The following is a 16,301-nucleotide window of genomic DNA, read 5'->3' as shown; positions in this document are numbered from 1 at the left end:
GTCTTGTGTACGGCTTATTTGGTATGCGCTTTTTCTTGGATACGTGCATTTGCTAAGGATTTCAGACTTTTTACTGCCATTCTTATCGGGACAATAGTAATTAGCTATTGGTCAGCCAAGAGAGGAACATCCGCACCTCAATTCTATTCTGCCGCAGGAAGTCTGACCGGCACCCAGAATGGATTGGCAATTGCGGGTGACTTTATCAGTGCAGCCTCTTTTTTGGGAATCACAGGGGCTATTGCGATACACGGCTTTGACGGTTTTCTTTATTCGATCGGCTTTCTGGTTTCCTATTTTCTCCTTCTGCTTATAGCAGAGCCCATTCGCCATTTAGGGAAATTCACTCTCGGCGATGTAATCTATGCACGCTTTCCGTCGAACAGGCTCCGATTCATAATTTCGTTAAATACGATTCTCATTTCTGTTTTATATATGGTTCCACAGCTGGTTGCTGCAGGTCTTCTTATTCACTTGTTGCTCGGCATCAACTACACGTTCGCCGTACTGGTTACCGGTATTTTGATGACCCTGTACGTCGTTTTCGGGGGAATGGTTTCCACTTCCTGGATACAGATTATAAAAACGGTTTTGCTTATGTCCGGAACTGTTCTGATCTCGATGATCGTATTGTCTCGATTCGATTGGAACGTATTCAGCCTGTTTGAACGAGTGAAAGAAACGAATCCCTATGGAGCGCAGTTTTTCAACCCGGGAAATCTCTTTACCAGCCCACTGGAAACATTGTCGCTTATCTTTTCTCTCGTCTTGGGAACAGCCGGATTGCCGCATATTTTAAACCGTTTTTTTACTGTAAAGGACGCACAGGCTGTACGTAAATCAGTGATAACGGCGACTTGGATAGTAGGGATATTTTATTTGATCACACTGATTTTGGGGTTGGGTACCGTCTGTTTTGTAGGATGGAGCCACCTGGTTTCTGTTGACCCGTCAGGCAATTTGGCCGCTCCAATGCTTGCTTCCGCATTAGGGGGAGACTTCTTTATGGCGTTTATTTCGGCCGTTGCATTCGCGACGATTTTGGCGGTTGTAACCGGCTTACTGCTCTCGGCTGCATGTTCATTTTCGCATGACGTGTACAATCATTGTCTGAAGAAAGGGACAGCATCAGAGGCAGCCCAATTGCAAATAGCAAAGGCAGCCGCAGCCGTTATCGGTCTTATTTCAATTCTTTTATCGTTAAGCATGAAAAACATCAATGTGGCATTTCCTGTGTCAGTTGCATTTGTAGTTGCCGCTTCAACCAATTTGCCGCTTCTTTTATTTACATTATATTGGAAGCGTTTCAATTCTGCGGGAGCGATAACAGGAATGATAACCGGAATGGCGGCATCCTTGATTTTTGTTCTTTTTGGGAACCTGAATTATCCCGGTATTCTAGTGATTCCTCTCAGTTTCCTGGGGGCCTTGGCAGGTACGGTGTTTTCCAAACAGCCCGTTGATGAGGAAGGATTTCTAAGAATATTTGTCCACTCACAGACCGGAATTCAAACAAATCCAACACAGGAGGCCGGTCGATGGGAGAACTGACTGTATATTTGTTTGAGCGGGTTGGTTTGATGTTGATTCTGGCTTTCATGCTGACTCGTGTTTCATTGTTCCGCTATTTATTGGACCGAAAAATCAGTTGGGAAACAGTTGTTTTTCACTCCATGATTTTCGGAACATTCGCCGTTATAGGAATTCAATTCGGTGAGTTACTGGATGAGGCAAGCACTATTCCTCACTCGTTCGAATCGAAACTGATTCAGGTAGAAACACTCGTTGGATCTGCATTGATATTTATCGTGATCGCCGGATTATTAGGGGGTCCGTTTGTAGGTTTCGGTGCAGGAGCCATCACCGGTTCGTATGTCTGCTTTTTTCTGGGAGAAGTGGCGTTCGCAAGCAGTATCATCCATCCTATAGCCGGAATACTGGCAGGGCTAACGGCCCGTTTTTTCTCGCAGGAACGTTTCATTGCTCCGGCCAAAGCGATGTTTATCGGGATGTTTCCGCCAATTTTACACATGGGACTCTTATTGATTTTTACGACCACACCTGAAAAATCGGCTGCACTCGTGAATACGATTGGGTTACCCCTAGTGATCACGAACAGTATAGCGATTGCGATTTTTACAACCATGATTCGGGTCGCTCTCAGTGAACAGGAGCAAGGAGCTGCAATGGAAACACAACGGGCGTTACGGATTGCGGAGGAGGCCTTGCCTCATCTGAAACAAGGTTTGGGGATCGAAACCGCTGCCGACATCGCTCGATTGCTGCAAAATGAATTGAAGATTGCCGCAGTGTCGATTACAAACAAGCACCAGGTTTTGGCCCACATCGGGCTTGGCTCCGATCATCATAAACAGGGAGAAATGCTGCAAACGCACTTGTCCCATACCGCATTAACCATCGGTGAAATCCAAATTGCGGTAAACCGTGAACAAATTCAGTGCATCCAGCCAGATTGCCCATTACATTCGGCAATTATTGTACCTCTACGTCAATCGGGGGAAGTAGTCGGACTGCTAAAGTTGTATTTTCAACATCCGCAACAATTAAGAGCTGTGGAAATTGCAATCGCACAAGGTTTGGGAAAATTGGTCTCGAACCAGTTGGATGTTGCGGCGGCAGAAAAAATGAAAACTCTTCTGCGCGAAACGGAACTGCGGAACCTGCAGGCACAAGCCCATCCGCACTTTCTCTTTAATACACTCAACCTTATTTCTGCATCGATCCGTGTGAATCCCGAATTGGCCCGACATCTCATCGTCCAATTGGGCCGTTTTATGCGGCTCAATTTAAAGGCAACCACGTCTCCGTTGATTCGCCTGGAAGAGGAAATGAAACATCTATATGCCTACATCGAAATCGTGAAAGTGCGATTTGCCGATCAGCTGACGATCGAATGCCAGGTTGACCAAGGGACCGAAACAGCCTTGATTCCGCCTTTCACCCTGCAACCTCTGGTGGAAAACAGCATTAAGCATGGACTCAAGCATGTCCCGATTGGGGGCAGGATCGAACTGAAAATCCATAAAAAGGAGGAACATGTCGAAGTTGAAATATGGGATAATGGAATTGGCATCCCCGAGGCGATTATTGACACATTGGGAAAAGAGCCAATTGAAAGCGGAGAAGGCAATGGAATTGGTCTTTATAACGTAAATCAGCGCTTAATCGGTTTATTGGGGATGAGGTCGGCCCTCCAAATCAAAAATGTGTCATCCGGAGGCTGCTCCATTTCATTTCGAATCCCGTATTCGTAACCCAAAGTTGGAGGTGATTATCATGAAGATTCGGGCCATGATTGCGGAAGACGAGCGGTTGGCACGGGAGGAATTGGCTTATCTGATCCAGGAGCGCGAAGATTTTATTCTTTGTCCCAGTGCGGAAAATGGCAGGCAGCTGTTGGAACTGTACCATCAATATCGCCCGGATGTGATTTTTTTGGACATTGAGATGCCACTAATGTCGGGTATGGAAGTGGCCCGGGAATTGGTTGCTCTTGCCAATAAAACCGGTGAAAGGACTCCGCTGTTCGTTTTTACCACCGCATATGACGAGTATGCGATTGAAGCTTTCGGGGTGGAAGCGGTTGATTACCTTTTAAAGCCTTATGATATTGAACGTTTAAATATGGCGATTACACGAGTTCTTAAACATTTCTTACTTGAACGGGACAAGTTGTCGAACGGACCCTCTGCGCAGATGTCCTTCCAGCCTCCGCGCAGCTCTAAACTGCTCATAGACGATGGTGAAAAAGTTGTTGTGCTAACTCCTGACGTTATCCAATACGCGATGCGAACAGAAAGGTTTATTGAAATCTATACACCAAAAGAAAAAATTCAAACAAGAATGACGTTACAGGAACTTGAAGAAAAGGTGAAGGGGTTTCCATTTTTTCGTCCGCATCGAAGCTATTTGGTAAATTTGGATTATATCAATGAGATTACCCCCTGGTTTAACGGAGCCTATAACATTATATTGAAGAACAAAGAAAAAACGAAAATTCCGGTCAGCCGCACTGCTGCCAAGACACTGTTTGCGATTCTGAAACAATAAACGAAGAATCAATCCTGACAAGATAAACATGGAATTCGACATTTCAGACAAAGAAAACAACATTTTACGACTTTCGTTACAAAAGTCCGAACTTTTGTTTTACACTGATTTTGAATTTAGAATATTCCAACGCACTGAAAGCGAAAGGGGATAAGGGAATGCTTTCAAACGTCAACTCAAGTGTAAGCGCTTCCGGCACTCACAAGAAGCAAGCGACCGTAACGACAGAATGGCACCGGGTCGCTCAGTCAGGAGTCTTTCAAGAACTGATCCGGCAAAAGAGATCCTTTATCGTTTCATCTACTATTTTCTTTATTGTATTTTACTTTACGCTTCCGGTTCTAACCGCTTTTACAACCGTACTCAATGGCAAGGCGATTGGCGCCGTCACCTGGGCATACGTGTATGCTTTTGCGCAGTTTGTTATGACTTGGGGCCTATGCCATCTCTACGTAAAGAAAGCCAAGCGGTTTGACGAACAGATTGAGAAATTAAAACAGGAAATAATGGAAAAAGGAGGAAAGGTTACATGAATACAACCGCATTTTCATTTTTCGTAGGCATTATTGCTCTTACTCTTTTGATCACCTATTTTGCAGCGAAAAAGAATAAATCTACCAGCGAGTTTTATGTAGCCGGCGGTAACATCACCGGTTGGCAAAATGGGCTTGCGATAGCGGGTGATTATATGTCCGCCGCTTCCTTCCTCGGAATCGCAGGGGCAATCGCATTAAACGGATTTTCAGGCTTCTTTTATTCGATTGGTTACCTGGTTGCCTATCTGGTCGTTCTGCTGATCGTCGCCGAACCGTTGCGGAATCTTGGAAAATACACCATGGCCGACATGATCGCAGCCCGCTTTAATACGAAGGCGATTCGTTCTGCGGCCGCGCTTAACACGCTGGCAATCAGTACGTTTTATATGATTGCTCAACTGGTTGGTGCCGGTGTAATTATCAAGCTGCTGCTTGGTTTTGATTATTCGACATCGGTAATCATCATCGGCATCTTAATGACAATCTACGTTGTGGCTGGCGGGATGCTGGCTACCACTTGGGTTCAGATTGTGAAAGCCGTTCTTCTCATGGGGGGAACCATCACCCTGTCATTAATGGTACTGGCTCACTTCAACTTCAGCCCTGTTGAATTGTTTAACCAAGTTGCTGCCAAAATAGGCGACAAAGCAGTCACCCCACCTGCACCTACCACCTTCAAAGCTGGATTGGACTCAATCTCTTTGAATCTTGCGTTGGTGCTTGGCACAGCAGGCTTGCCGCACATTCTGATTCGTTTCCTTTCCGTACCTGACGCCAGGACCGCTCGCAAATCAATCGTCATTGCCACTTGGGTCATCGGGCTGTTTTATCTGATGACGCCGATTCTCGGTTACGGAGCAGCCTATTTTGTCGGAACTGACGCAATCAAAAAAGCGAATGCGGCAGGGAACTTGGCTGCCCCGCAGCTGGCTGCCTATCTCGGAGGGGACATCTTCCTCGCATTTATCTCGGCTGTCGCCTTTGCCACAATCCTGGCAGTGGTGGCCGGACTGGTGATCTCGGCTGCAAGCGCATTTGCACACGATTTCTATTCCAATGTACTGCGGAAAGGACAAGCAACCGAAGCGGAGCAGATGAAGGCTGCCCGTTGGGCTTCTGTTGGCATCGCGGTCTTCTCGATCCTTCTGGCTTTGGGTGCAAGAGATTTTAACGTTTCCTATCTCGTCGCTCTGGCGTTTTGCGTGGCAGCCAGTGCCAACTTGCCGGTTATTGTGTTGACAATTTTCTGGAAAAGATTTAACACAACTGGAGCCGTTACCGCAATGTTGTCCGGTCTTATAAGCTCTGTCGGATTGATTTTACTCAGTCCGAACGTGATGTCACCTGCAGATGCAATTTTCCCTTTAAAAAGCCCAGCGATCATATCGATACCGCTTGGATTCATTGCCGCTTATCTCGGCACTGTTTTAAGCTCTACTGCTGCAAAAGCTGAGGAAGACAACCACACGAAAATCTTTGTTCAAGCGAATACCGGTATTAAGCAGTTAAGTTAATTCTCAGTACAACAACTGTCTGCAAGCAACCAAAAAGACCGACCCAAGCGGAATTCGTTCCGTAGCGGCCGGTCTTTTCTATGTATAGATCTCTTTATAACGCTCATAATTGTAGAGGACCCGTTGTACAAAATGACGGGTTTCTCCCACCGGGATTTGATTCAGATTCTCCAGTGTCCCATCCCAGGTTCCGTCCTTAAGCCAATTGTCAACCCGGCTCGGCCCGGAGTTGTAAGCTGCAATCGCAGCAATTCGGTTCCCGTTAAAGCGCCTTTCCAAATACGCTACATACCAGCTGCCCAATCGGATATTCACCTGCGGCTGAGCCAAATCCTGCGGACTGTTGTAGGCAAGCCCACTTTGATTCGCAATCCACTCCGCGGTGTCCGGCATGAGCTGCATTAATCCAATCGCTCCCGCCCGTGATACATTCGTTTCCTTAAACTTGCTCTCCACACGCACAATCGCTGCGACCAGCATCGGATCGACATTGAACGTATTGGCGCTTTGTTCAATTACTTCATAGTGATACAGCGGATACATCAACTTTAAAATCTGCCTGGACCCGAGAGTGGTTACCAGGATCACCAGCAGAACCCCGAAGAGCACATACCTTTTTTTCACGCCAGTTTCCTCAACTCCTCCCAAATCCGCTCAACTTGGACTCGTGTCTCCTCCAATGTGCCCCGATTGTCAATCAGATAATCGGCATACCGCCGCTTCTCCTCAATCGGCATTTGAGCACGAATCCTCTTGATCGCTTCCTCCTCCGTCATTGCATTCCGTTCCATCAGCCGCTTCAATTGAGTTTCTTCATCCACATAGACGAGGATCACCTTGTCCATTTGTTTATAGAGACCTGTCTCAATCAACAGCGGGACATCTTGGATCACCGGCCGCTTTGGATCCTTCTCCAAATGAAGGGCGATCTGCCGGCTGGATTCCTCCCTCACACGCGGGTGAACAATCCGGTTGAGCTTGTCTCGCTGCGACACATCCGAAAACACGATACTGCCGAGTTTGACTCGATCAATCGAGCGGTCAGGAAGTAAAATTCCCTCGCCAAAATGGGCAACCAGATCGCGCCAAGCTGGACGATCCGGTTCCACCACCAAGCGGGCAATCACATCTGCATCCACAATGGGGGCTCCCAATTGCCTAAACATGCTCGACACGGTGCTCTTCCCTGTGGCAATGCCACCAGTCAATCCTACGATCATCATTCGATCTCCTCAGGAAAACATCTTGGTCAATCCGATCAGGATTAAAATCAGGCCGGGCAAAAAAGCAATCCGGCGGACAAATGGTATTTCTGCATATTTATGTCCAACTTTTAATCCCATTCCTATAAAAAGCAAACTCATCAAAGAAATTGTAACTGCAGTGACGACAGCGGGATAACCGATCATCGAAGCCCCCACTCCCGCACCGAATGCATCCATCGACAACGCCACCCCCAACAGGAGAGCTTCGCCTGTACTGATAGATCCCGAGCGGTCCATATCGGCAACCGACGGCGTCTTTAAAATCTGGATCACAAGGCCCAGCTTTTTAAGTTCGACGTAAAAAACACGGGGCTCCCTCGATATTTCTCTTCCAAGCCCGTCTGTTCCCACGGGGGCTCTGTGCGAGTTTCTGTCTTCCTCATCCTCGTTCTTTCGCACAAGAAGGTGATAGATCGCCCAAGACCCGATTAAGATCAGAATACATGCTCCGGTTACCTTGGCTCCTGCCGGCGACATAAACTGAACAATGAATCCGCCAAGGCCCATGGAAACCAGGATGGCAGATGCACAAAGCAGGGTGACGACCAAAAGGGACCACCAGGGAAAACGGATCCCCCGCAGTCCGTAAGTGATGCCAACTCCAAACCCGTCAAGGCTGACTGCAAATGCAAGTATAAATAGCGATATCAATTCCATATCTTCTCCTCCCACACAGTTGCATATCGCAGTGTATGAGGAGAGGACACTCAAAGTGACTTAAACATTGGTTGACACTGAAGACAAAAATGGGTTCCCCGGCCTCCCACACGAATTTTCTCAATAGCAGTTCCGCAGTTTGGACAAGGAGCCTTGTCTTTTCCATAGACTTTCAGCCGATATTGGAACTCACCTGATTTGCCGAATCCATTGACGTAAGATTTTACCGAGGAACCGCCCAACTCCACAGATAACGACAGTACATCCACAATGGCTTTATGGAGTTTCTCGCATTGTTCCTTCGTTAAATTCTTTCCGAGACACTCCGGGTGAATACCTGCTTGGAACAGCGCTTCATCGGCGTAGATATTGCCGATCCCCGCGACAAGATCCTGGTCAAGCAGCAGCGCTTTAATTTTTCCGGTTCGCCTCTGCAAGCTCTTGCGCAAACCTTCGGGGGTAAATGCGGCTTCCAACGGCTCGGGGCCGATTTTTCGAAGCCCGCGAACCGCTGAAAAATCCCCTCTTGTCAGCAGGTCAAACGTGCCAAATTGACGTACATCCTTATACCGCAGCTCAGTGCCATCCGTAAATTGAAAGATCACATGTGTATGCTTCTCGATCGGATCTTCCTGCTGATAGACCCCGTAACGCCCTTCCATTCGCAAATGGGAGACCAGCGTATAAGGTCCTGTTTCGAGTAAAAGAAACTTTCCCCGCCGACCTACTCGCTCAATTATTTGTCCGCGGAGCATCTGCCGGAATTGCTCCGCATCATCCGGGGTCCGAATCATGCGCGGCAGGCTCACAATAACATCTCGGATTGTTTTTCCGACTACCAATGCTTCCAAACTTCGTCTGACTGTTTCAACCTCCGGCAATTCCGGCAAGTACTATCCCCCCATTACCCACTCGTCGCAGGCACCTCTACTTCGCGTCATACCAGGTGGCACCGAACGAAACATCCGCTTTCAGCGGCACGTCCAGTTCGATCGCGTTTTCCATGATTTCAGGCACCAAAGTTTTCATTGTATCCAATTCCTCTTCCGGCACTTCAAACACCAATTCGTCATGCACCTGAAGCAGCATGCGGCTCTTCAGTCCACGTTTCTTCAGTTCATCTGCAATTTGATTCATCGCCAGTTTGATAATATCGGCGGCTGAACCTTGAACCCTTGTATTTTGGGCCGCCCGTTCCGCAAAACTTCGGATGTTATAGTTCGAAGCATGGAGATCCGGCAAATAGCGGCGGCGATTTAACAAGGTTGTGACAAACCCGTCCTTTCGCGCCTGTACAACTACTTCATCCATGTATTTCTTTACACCCGGGAATTTTGCAAAATAATTCTCGATAAACTCGGCCGCCTGCTTCCGGGGGATGTTCAGATTCTGGGAAAGTCCGTAATCGGAGATCCCGTAGACAATCCCGAAATTCACCGCTTTGGCGGCACGACGCATATCGGACGTTACTTGCTCTAACGGCACTTCAAATACATCACTTGCGGTGCGGGTGTGAATGTCCATATCCTTTACAAACGCATCGATCAGGGTCTCATCTCCCGAAATATGGGCGAGGATTCTCAATTCAATCTGGGAATAATCAGCAGCAAGAATCTTCCAACCCGTTTCACTTGGAACGAATACCTGCCGCAATCGGCGTCCCTCTTCCATCCGAATCGGGATATTTTGCAGATTTGGTTCGGTGGATGACAGTCTCCCTGTAGCAGTGGTCGCCTGGTTAAAGCTGGTATGGACTTTCCCTGTTTCTGCGCGTACAACTTTGAGCAGACCTTCTACATACGTCGATTGCAGCTTTCCAAGTTGACGGAAGTGGAGGATCTTCTGAACAATCTCCGAGTAGGGGGCCAATTTTTCCAGTACATCGGCCGAAGTGGAATAGCCGGTCTTTGTCTTCTTCTGCGTCGGCAGCCCCAACTTGTCAAACAGGATTTCACCCATCTGTTTCGGTGAATTGATATTGAATTCCGTACCCGCCAACTCATAGATTTCTTTGGTCAGCCGATCAATGTTCTTCTCCAGTTCGGCCCCAATCTCCCGCAGTCGGTCAGTATCAACCTTGATCCCCTGGTATTCCATATCCGCCAACACATAAGCGAGCGGCAGCTCGAGATCCTGATATAAAGAATACACTTCCTGTTTACGCAGCTCGGCATCCAGTTTTGATTGGAGATTTGACAGGGCAGCCGCCACTTTTCCGTAAAAATCGGCTCGTTCCTCAAGCGTAGGTCCGGCAGTTTTCTTGTCAGCTTTCGGCAGAACGGGAATCGACCAGTCTAACTCCCGGGAAATGATATCCTCAAGTTTCGGTGTGCCATCCTGCGGATTCAATAAGTAGCTTCCCAGCAGGACATCAAATGTGTTGCGGTCCAGATCGATTTTCCGACCACGCAGCATATACACCGCTGCCTTAACATCAAAAAATACCTTATGCTTGTCCCCATTCTCAAAAAAGGACTTGAAATCATCCGGTAGTTCCCCGCCATCCAATGGCAAATACCAAGCACGGTCCGGTGCTCCCAACGCAATTCCATTGAGCTCCGCCTGGTGATAGGTTCCGGCGAAATCGATGTGGATCCCCGCGTCCTCCGGAAGCTCGGCCAAAACGTTCGAAAGCTGATCCACAGCAACAATTTCGACCGGCAATTCCACCGTGGGACGGTTTTCCACCGCCGGGGCTTCCCCTTCCTCTGCAGCCAATTTGTTGACCAGGGATTTAAACTCGTATTGTTTAAAAGTTTCCATGACCCGGGATGTGTCGTAGCCCTTATAGGCAAGCTGATCGATCGAGAGATCCATTGGGACTTCCGTAAAAATGGTGGCCAATTTTTTGGACAAGAGAGCACTCTCACGGTGTTCCACCAATTTCTCCTGCAGCTTCTTGCCGGATACCTTGTCCGCATTGTCAAGAACCGCTTCCACCGAGGAAAACTCGTGAAGCAGTTTCAGTGCCGTCTTCTCCCCGACACCCGGAATCCCGGGGATATTATCGGACGTGTCGCCCATAAGGCCTTTTAAGTCGATAATCTGCTGCGGAGTAAGTCCGTACCGTTCACTTACTTTCGCGATGTCGTAGCGTTCCGTTTCCGTAATCCCCTTACGGGTCAGGATCGCTTGCACACGCTCGGACACTAATTGAAGCAAGTCCTTATCCCCTGATACGACAAGCGTTTCATAGCCGTTCTCTTCCGCTTGCCGCGCCAAAGTACCGATAATGTCATCCGCTTCATATCCTTCTTTTTCAACATACGCGATCCCGAAAGCATCCAAAACGTCCCGTACAATCGGAAACTGTTCCGATAATTCCCCCGGGGTCTTGTCCCGTGTGCCTTTATATTCCGTAAACATTTCGGTGCGAAACGTGGTTTTCCCCTTATCAAACGCCACTGCAACATGTGTCGGCTGTTCATCCTGCAAGAGCCTGAGAAGCATCATCGTAAAGCCGAATGCCGCATTTGTGTGTCTGCCGCTTGCGGTCGATAACAACGGCAGGGCAAAAAACGCCCTGTATGTGATACTGTTCCCGTCAATCAGGATCAGTTTTTTCTTATCGCTCAATCCTCTCCACCCCGATCAAAGGAAAATTTGCGCCTGGATTCAGGCGCACCTGCCGAAACTTTTCTTAAACTATTGTAACATAAGAATCAGCTTTAATTGAAAACGGGTAACCATTTTCCATTCTGCCGCGTCTATCTAATGAGGTGATTTATTGTGAAAATGCTCTTGAGCTCGATTCTGTTAATTGTGGCTGTGACAGGATGTTCGAACACTCAGCATGTCAATTTAAATGAAAACAAACAGAAAGCAACTGTGAAAGAAGCTGAAAACAAGTGGCAAGTGAGTTCAACATTTGATTTACCAGCAAAGGATGTGGAGGGTAAAGACATTTTGATCAAACTTCGTGGCGAAAAAGGCCGTTAGGTAGATTACAGATAAATTCAAGACGATTTCCATCAGGATCATCAAAGTATACGGAAGCATTTTGCTGATGAGGTCTAACATAAGGTTCTATGGGGGCGAGACTTCCATGTTGACTTACGGAAATTCCACGTTCAGCAAGCCAATCTTCAGCGTTCTTTATATCATTAAACTCTACTTCAAATGCGACGTGACGTCCATTCGGAGGAAAACTTGTTGGTTCCCGATCTTTGGACATTTGAGTCTTCCATAACCCAATCCAGCTTTTCTGTGGAATGATCCAAAAAAAAGCTGTGTCTTCATCTTGAAAAGCAAGCTGTAACCCTATTCAATGGATCGATCCAAGTCGCCAACTGGTAAATGAACTTCGTACAACCCTTTTATCATAGTAGGTTACACCACCTTTTCGCATCAAATTATAGAATCATAAAAGATGATGACGAGATCCCTTCTTAGATAAGAAATTCCCCTATGTAGACATTCGATAGGGGTTTTATTTAACCTTGTCTACATAGAGGGTGCTAGTTATTAATCACAGTGTTTTTGCCCAGACTCCAGCAGAAACTCAGGAAGACACTGAGTCACTAACTACTTAAGACTTTATCCCTATCAGTTTGTCCCTTACTGTTTCATTTTGGGATCTAACGCATCCCGCAAACCGTCTCCAAACATGTTAAACCCTAGGACTGTGAGCATGATTGCGATTCCCGGGAAAATCATGGTCCACGGTGCCGTGGTTAAATAAGGACGGGCATCAGACAACATTTTGCCCCATTCAGGCTGCGGAGCTTGTGCACCAAGCCCCAAGAAGCTCAACGCGGCGGCCTCGATAATCGCTGTCGCAATTCCCAAAGTTCCTTGTACGATAATAGGTGCCATACAATTCGGCAGAACATGTTGAAACAAAATTCTTGAATTGGACATCCCGATCACACGTGCAGCGGTAATATACTCTTCTTCCTTGACACTTAGGACTCGGGAACGAACAAGCCGTCCATATGTGGGAACGTTGATGATTGCGATGGCTAGAAGAGCGTTAGACAAACTCGGACCTAGTACCGCCACAATTGCAATTGCAAGGAGGATACTTGGAAAAGCCAACATGATATCAAATAGCCTGGAGATCAGCGTGTCCGCCCATTTTCCATAATACCCGGAGATCAAACCAAGAGCGGTTCCCACAACGATCGAACCGGCAACAGACACGAAACCGACCCACAACGAAATGCGAGCGCCGTGCAGGATACGGCTGAAGATGTCACGTCCCAAATCGTCGGTTCCCAGCCAATGTTTTTCACTTGGAGGCTGCAAGCCGTTGGTTGGGTTATACACAGGGTTGGCCGGATCATAAGGTTCAGGAGCTATGAGCGGGGCGAATATCCCCACCAGGATAAAGAACAAAATCATGCCTAAGCCGATGAGGGCGGATTTTTGTTTCCGAAGGCGTTTCCACGCTTCATACCACGGGGATGTGCCTTTGTATCCGATACGGAGGGTTCCGTTATTGGTCTGTAGTGTTGGATTCATCTGTCTACCCCCACCCTTATTTGTATTGGATACGAGGATCCAACCATGCATACAGCAAATCGACCAGCAGATTGATCAGCACGAATATTGCCGACACTACCAAAATTCCTGATTGAATCACCGGATAATCCCGGAATGCGATCGCATCGTAGATATATCTTCCGATTCCCGGCCAACCGAAAATCGTCTCCGTGAGAATGGCTCCGCCAAGCAAATGCCCGATCTGCAATCCAATCACTGTCATTACAGGCGCGAATGCATTTTTCAGTGCATGTTTATAGATCACCCAGAATTCGGATAATCCTTTTGCGCGGGCAGTTCGAACATAATCGGATTTCATCACTTCCAGCATGCTCGAACGAGTCATCCTGGCAATAATCGCCATCGGGATTGTGCCAAGTGCGATACCCGGCAAAATCAAGTGCTTCAGAACATCCCAGAAACCAGTCCAGTTGCCTTGTAGAATTGTATCCAACAGATAAAGACCGGTAATCGCTTCAATCGGCTCCCGCGGATTCACCCGTCCCGTGGATGGCAGCCAACCCAATTTTTCCGCAAACATCCATTGTTCCATCAAACCTAACCAGAAAATCGGCATCGATACCCCAATCAACGCGATCAGCATTGCAATATAGTCAAACCAGGAAGCTTTCTTCCATGCGGCAATAATTCCTGCGTTAACACCAACCACAACCGCAATGAGAATACTTACAAGCGTCAGCTCAATTGTTGCAGTCAGATAAGGCCCCAATTCTTCCAAAATTGGTACTTTCGAACGAAGTGACCATCCCAAATCTCCGGACAATACACTTTGCAAATAACTGAAATACTGGGTGATAAGAGGCTTGTCCAACCCGAGCTGCAATCGTAACTCCTGCAAAGCTTCAGGTGTTGCCCGTTCCCCCAAAATAACCAGCGCTGGGTCGCCGGGAATTGCACGAATAATTGAAAAAACAATAATCGACATTCCGAGGAGTACAGGAATGAGTTGCAATAAGCGACGCGCAGCATACGATAGCATTTCTTAACCACCTCAATAACCCAAGAGCTCGTAGGTATAATACTGGGGCATGGATGAGACACATGCCCCTTGTTATGGATCTAAGATTTACTTTTCAATCGATACATCAACAAGACTTTCCGATCCTTTCGGATGCGGCTGATACCCTTTTACTGCTTTAGAAGCCGCAAGCGGCGGGGTCGTATGAACAAGCGGTACCATTGGTGCATCCTCATGAATGAACTTCTGAGCATCTTCATAGAGTTTTGCACGAACCGCCTGATCGGACGTGGTTTGTGCTTTGACCAGCAGGTCATGGACTTTGTCGCTCTTGTACAACGAGATGTTTTGTGCAGCCGGAGGATTTGCATTGTTCTTGTCTAACAGAACATACAGGAAGTTGTCGGGATCCCCATTATCCCCAGTCCACCCGAGCAGAGCCATCGGATGTTCCCCGTTCTTCGTCTTCTTCAGGTAAGTTGCCCACTCGAAGGAAACGATCTTGGTCTTAATTCCAATCTTCGCCAGATCCGCTTGAATTGCCTCTGCAATCTTTTGCGGTTGCGGCATGTAGGGACGAGCAACAGGCATTGCCCAGAACTCTGTCTCAAATCCGTTCGGGAATCCGGCTTCAGCAAGCAGTTGCTTCGCTTTTTCCGGATTGTACTCATAGTCTTTAATGTCTTTGTTATAGCCCCAGAGCGACGGCGGCAACGGGTTTTTAGCAGGTTCAGCCAGACCGGCAAAGAACGCGTCGATCAATCCTTTTTTATTTACGGCCATGCTGACCGCTTGACGAACTTTCGGATTGTCAAACGGCTTTTTCGTGTTATTCAGTGACAGATAACCCACGTTCATCGAAGGACGAAGCAGAATTTGCAGCCTGCTGTCCCCTTTTACTTGGTTCACATCAGATGGGTTCAATCCATCCATGATGTCGATTTCACCGGCTTTAAGTGCAGTCAGGCGGGCTGTATTGTCGGGAATGACTTTGAATATAGCTTTATCCAGTTTTGGAAGTCCCTGCTGCCAGTACTTGTCATTCTTCTCCACGGTAATCGAATCGTTCCGTTTCCACTCTTTAAACTTGAACGGACCGGTTCCAACCGGGTTTTCTCCGATTTTATCACCGTGCTTTTTCAGAGCCTCCGGGCTGATAATGGCAAACGTCGACATCCCAAGGTTCGCGAGGAACGGAGCTTGCGGCTCTTTTAACTTAAACTGAACCGTATGGCTGTCAACTTTCTTAATTTCTTGAATTACACTGCCTTCTTCACCCTTAAATCCGCCGAACATGTCGTGGAAGTAAGAGAAATCTCCTTTATGCTGCGGGTGATTTTTGTCCCACATCCGCTCGAAGTTATAGACAACCGCATCTGCATTAAAGTCCGTACCGTCATGGAACTTCACGTCTTTACGCAGTTCGAATGTCCAGGTCTTGCCGTCTTCGGAAGTTGACCACTTGGTGGCAAGTGAAGGAACAATCTTTGTATTTTCTTTTTCGTAATCGACGAGACCATCATAAATGTTCTCAGTTACACGGAAGGATTCACCATCCGTTACGTTGTGCGGATCGAGAGAGACACTGTCACCTCCGCGACCGTAAATCAATGTGCCGGAAGAAGGCTTCTTGGCAGTATTAGATTCGGAAGCCGGTTTGCTGCTGCAGCCTGCCAATACCAGCGATCCAGCCAGTGCTGCAACTCCAAGCATTTTTATTGCTTTTTTCATTTTTATACCCATTCCTTTCGCTTCGCTCAAGGCACAAAACGGAATGAAATCCGTTAACCTTGAG

14 protein-coding genes are annotated in these 16,301 nt (G+C 47.5%); 6 read left to right on the top strand and 8 right to left on the bottom strand.

Annotation, left to right across the window (positions count from 1 at the left end):
- The first annotated feature begins 3 nt into the window (after window positions 1–3).
- The 5 genes from ACFO8Q_RS21720 (at window position 4) to ACFO8Q_RS21700 (ending at window position 6,121) form a co-directional block, all read left to right on the top strand.
- Window positions 4–1,551, top strand: coding sequence for a solute symporter family protein (locus ACFO8Q_RS21720; RefSeq protein ID WP_380029035.1), 1,548 nt, complete (start codon window positions 4–6; stop codon window positions 1,549–1,551).
- A complete protein-coding gene (locus ACFO8Q_RS21715; protein WP_380029031.1) occupies window positions 1,539–3,275 on the top strand; it encodes a LytS/YhcK type 5TM receptor domain-containing protein in 1,737 nt (578 codons plus the stop codon). The genes ACFO8Q_RS21720 and ACFO8Q_RS21715 overlap by 13 nt, the downstream gene beginning before the upstream one ends.
- A gap of 22 nt (window positions 3,276–3,297) precedes the next feature.
- On the top strand, window positions 3,298–4,071 hold the full coding sequence (locus ACFO8Q_RS21710) for a LytR/AlgR family response regulator transcription factor (RefSeq protein ID WP_380029029.1): 774 nt from the start codon (window positions 3,298–3,300) through the stop codon (window positions 4,069–4,071).
- A gap of 158 nt (window positions 4,072–4,229) precedes the next feature.
- Window positions 4,230–4,604, top strand: coding sequence for a DUF485 domain-containing protein (locus ACFO8Q_RS21705; protein ID WP_380029027.1), 375 nt, complete (start codon window positions 4,230–4,232; stop codon window positions 4,602–4,604).
- A complete protein-coding gene (locus tag ACFO8Q_RS21700) occupies window positions 4,601–6,121 on the top strand; it encodes a solute symporter family protein (RefSeq protein WP_380029025.1) in 1,521 nt (506 codons plus the stop codon). Before ACFO8Q_RS21705 ends, ACFO8Q_RS21700 begins: the two co-directional genes overlap by 4 nt.
- A gap of 78 nt (window positions 6,122–6,199) precedes the next feature.
- Here ACFO8Q_RS21700 and ACFO8Q_RS21695 read toward each other — a convergent pair whose 3' ends face one another.
- Genes ACFO8Q_RS21695 through polA form a run of 5 tightly spaced genes read right to left on the bottom strand, consistent with a single transcriptional unit; the run spans window position 6,200 to window position 11,619 of the window.
- Window positions 6,200–6,745: a lytic transglycosylase domain-containing protein gene (locus ACFO8Q_RS21695; protein ID WP_380029022.1), complete on the bottom strand. Its 546-nt coding sequence runs from the start codon at window positions 6,743–6,745 to the stop codon at window positions 6,200–6,202.
- Window positions 6,742–7,341, bottom strand: a complete 600-nt coding sequence (coaE, locus tag ACFO8Q_RS21690; RefSeq protein ID WP_380029020.1) for a dephospho-CoA kinase — start codon at window positions 7,339–7,341, stop codon at window positions 6,742–6,744. Before coaE ends, ACFO8Q_RS21695 begins: the two co-directional genes overlap by 4 nt.
- Before the next feature lie 12 nt (window positions 7,342–7,353).
- Window positions 7,354–8,043, bottom strand: a complete 690-nt coding sequence (gene ytaF / locus ACFO8Q_RS21685; protein WP_380029018.1) for a sporulation membrane protein YtaF — start codon at window positions 8,041–8,043, stop codon at window positions 7,354–7,356.
- 50 nt (window positions 8,044–8,093) lie between these two features.
- The gene (mutM, locus tag ACFO8Q_RS21680) at window positions 8,094–8,933 is read right to left on the bottom strand and encodes a DNA-formamidopyrimidine glycosylase (RefSeq protein WP_380029015.1); all 840 of its coding nucleotides are present in this window, start codon (window positions 8,931–8,933) and stop codon (window positions 8,094–8,096) included.
- A gap of 37 nt (window positions 8,934–8,970) precedes the next feature.
- Window positions 8,971–11,619: a DNA polymerase I gene (gene polA / locus ACFO8Q_RS21675; protein ID WP_380029013.1), complete on the bottom strand. Its 2,649-nt coding sequence runs from the start codon at window positions 11,617–11,619 to the stop codon at window positions 8,971–8,973.
- Between the two features lie 153 nt (window positions 11,620–11,772).
- Between polA and ACFO8Q_RS21670 the strand changes: the two genes are divergently transcribed.
- The gene (locus tag ACFO8Q_RS21670; protein WP_380029011.1) at window positions 11,773–11,982 is read left to right on the top strand and encodes a hypothetical protein; all 210 of its coding nucleotides are present in this window, start codon (window positions 11,773–11,775) and stop codon (window positions 11,980–11,982) included.
- A 618-nt stretch (window positions 11,983–12,600) separates the two neighbouring features.
- Here ACFO8Q_RS21670 and nikC read toward each other — a convergent pair.
- The 3 genes from nikC to ACFO8Q_RS21655 form a co-directional block, all read right to left on the bottom strand.
- Entirely contained in the window at window positions 12,601–13,506 is a 906-nt protein-coding gene (nikC, locus tag ACFO8Q_RS21665) for a nickel transporter permease (protein WP_380029009.1), read from the bottom strand.
- Between the two features lie 16 nt (window positions 13,507–13,522).
- Window positions 13,523–14,527 (bottom strand): ABC transporter permease, encoded by a 1,005-nt coding sequence (locus tag ACFO8Q_RS21660; protein WP_380029007.1) that lies wholly within the window; start codon window positions 14,525–14,527, stop codon window positions 13,523–13,525.
- 87 nt (window positions 14,528–14,614) lie between these two features.
- On the bottom strand, window positions 14,615–16,237 hold the full coding sequence (locus ACFO8Q_RS21655) for an ABC transporter substrate-binding protein (protein WP_380029033.1): 1,623 nt from the start codon (window positions 16,235–16,237) through the stop codon (window positions 14,615–14,617).
- Window positions 16,238–16,301 lie beyond the last annotated feature (64 nt).

This window comes from Effusibacillus consociatus, assembly GCF_042652925.1.
Classification (GTDB): domain Bacteria; phylum Bacillota; class Bacilli; order Tumebacillales; family Effusibacillaceae; genus Effusibacillus; species Effusibacillus consociatus.
The sequence above is the reverse complement of the archived record's forward strand: the minus strand, read 5'-3'. Positions and strand labels throughout refer to the sequence as shown.

Coding starts and splice junctions, on each gene's coding strand:
- ACFO8Q_RS21715 (WP_380029031.1), top strand. CDS start 1,539: ATGGGAGAACTGACTGTATATTTGTTTGAGCGGGTTGGTTTGATGTTG.
- coaE (WP_380029020.1), bottom strand. CDS start 7,341: ATGATCGTAGGATTGACTGGTGGCATTGCCACAGGGAAGAGCACCGTG.
- ACFO8Q_RS21700 (WP_380029025.1), top strand. CDS start 4,601: ATGAATACAACCGCATTTTCATTTTTCGTAGGCATTATTGCTCTTACT.
- ACFO8Q_RS21660 (WP_380029007.1), bottom strand. CDS start 14,527: ATGCTATCGTATGCTGCGCGTCGCTTATTGCAACTCATTCCTGTACTC.
- ACFO8Q_RS21710 (WP_380029029.1), top strand. CDS start 3,298: ATGAAGATTCGGGCCATGATTGCGGAAGACGAGCGGTTGGCACGGGAG.
- ACFO8Q_RS21655 (WP_380029033.1), bottom strand. CDS start 16,237: ATGAAAAAAGCAATAAAAATGCTTGGAGTTGCAGCACTGGCTGGATCG.
- ytaF (WP_380029018.1), bottom strand. CDS start 8,043: ATGGAATTGATATCGCTATTTATACTTGCATTTGCAGTCAGCCTTGAC.
- nikC (WP_380029009.1), bottom strand. CDS start 13,506: ATGAATCCAACACTACAGACCAATAACGGAACCCTCCGTATCGGATAC.
- ACFO8Q_RS21705 (WP_380029027.1), top strand. CDS start 4,230: ATGCTTTCAAACGTCAACTCAAGTGTAAGCGCTTCCGGCACTCACAAG.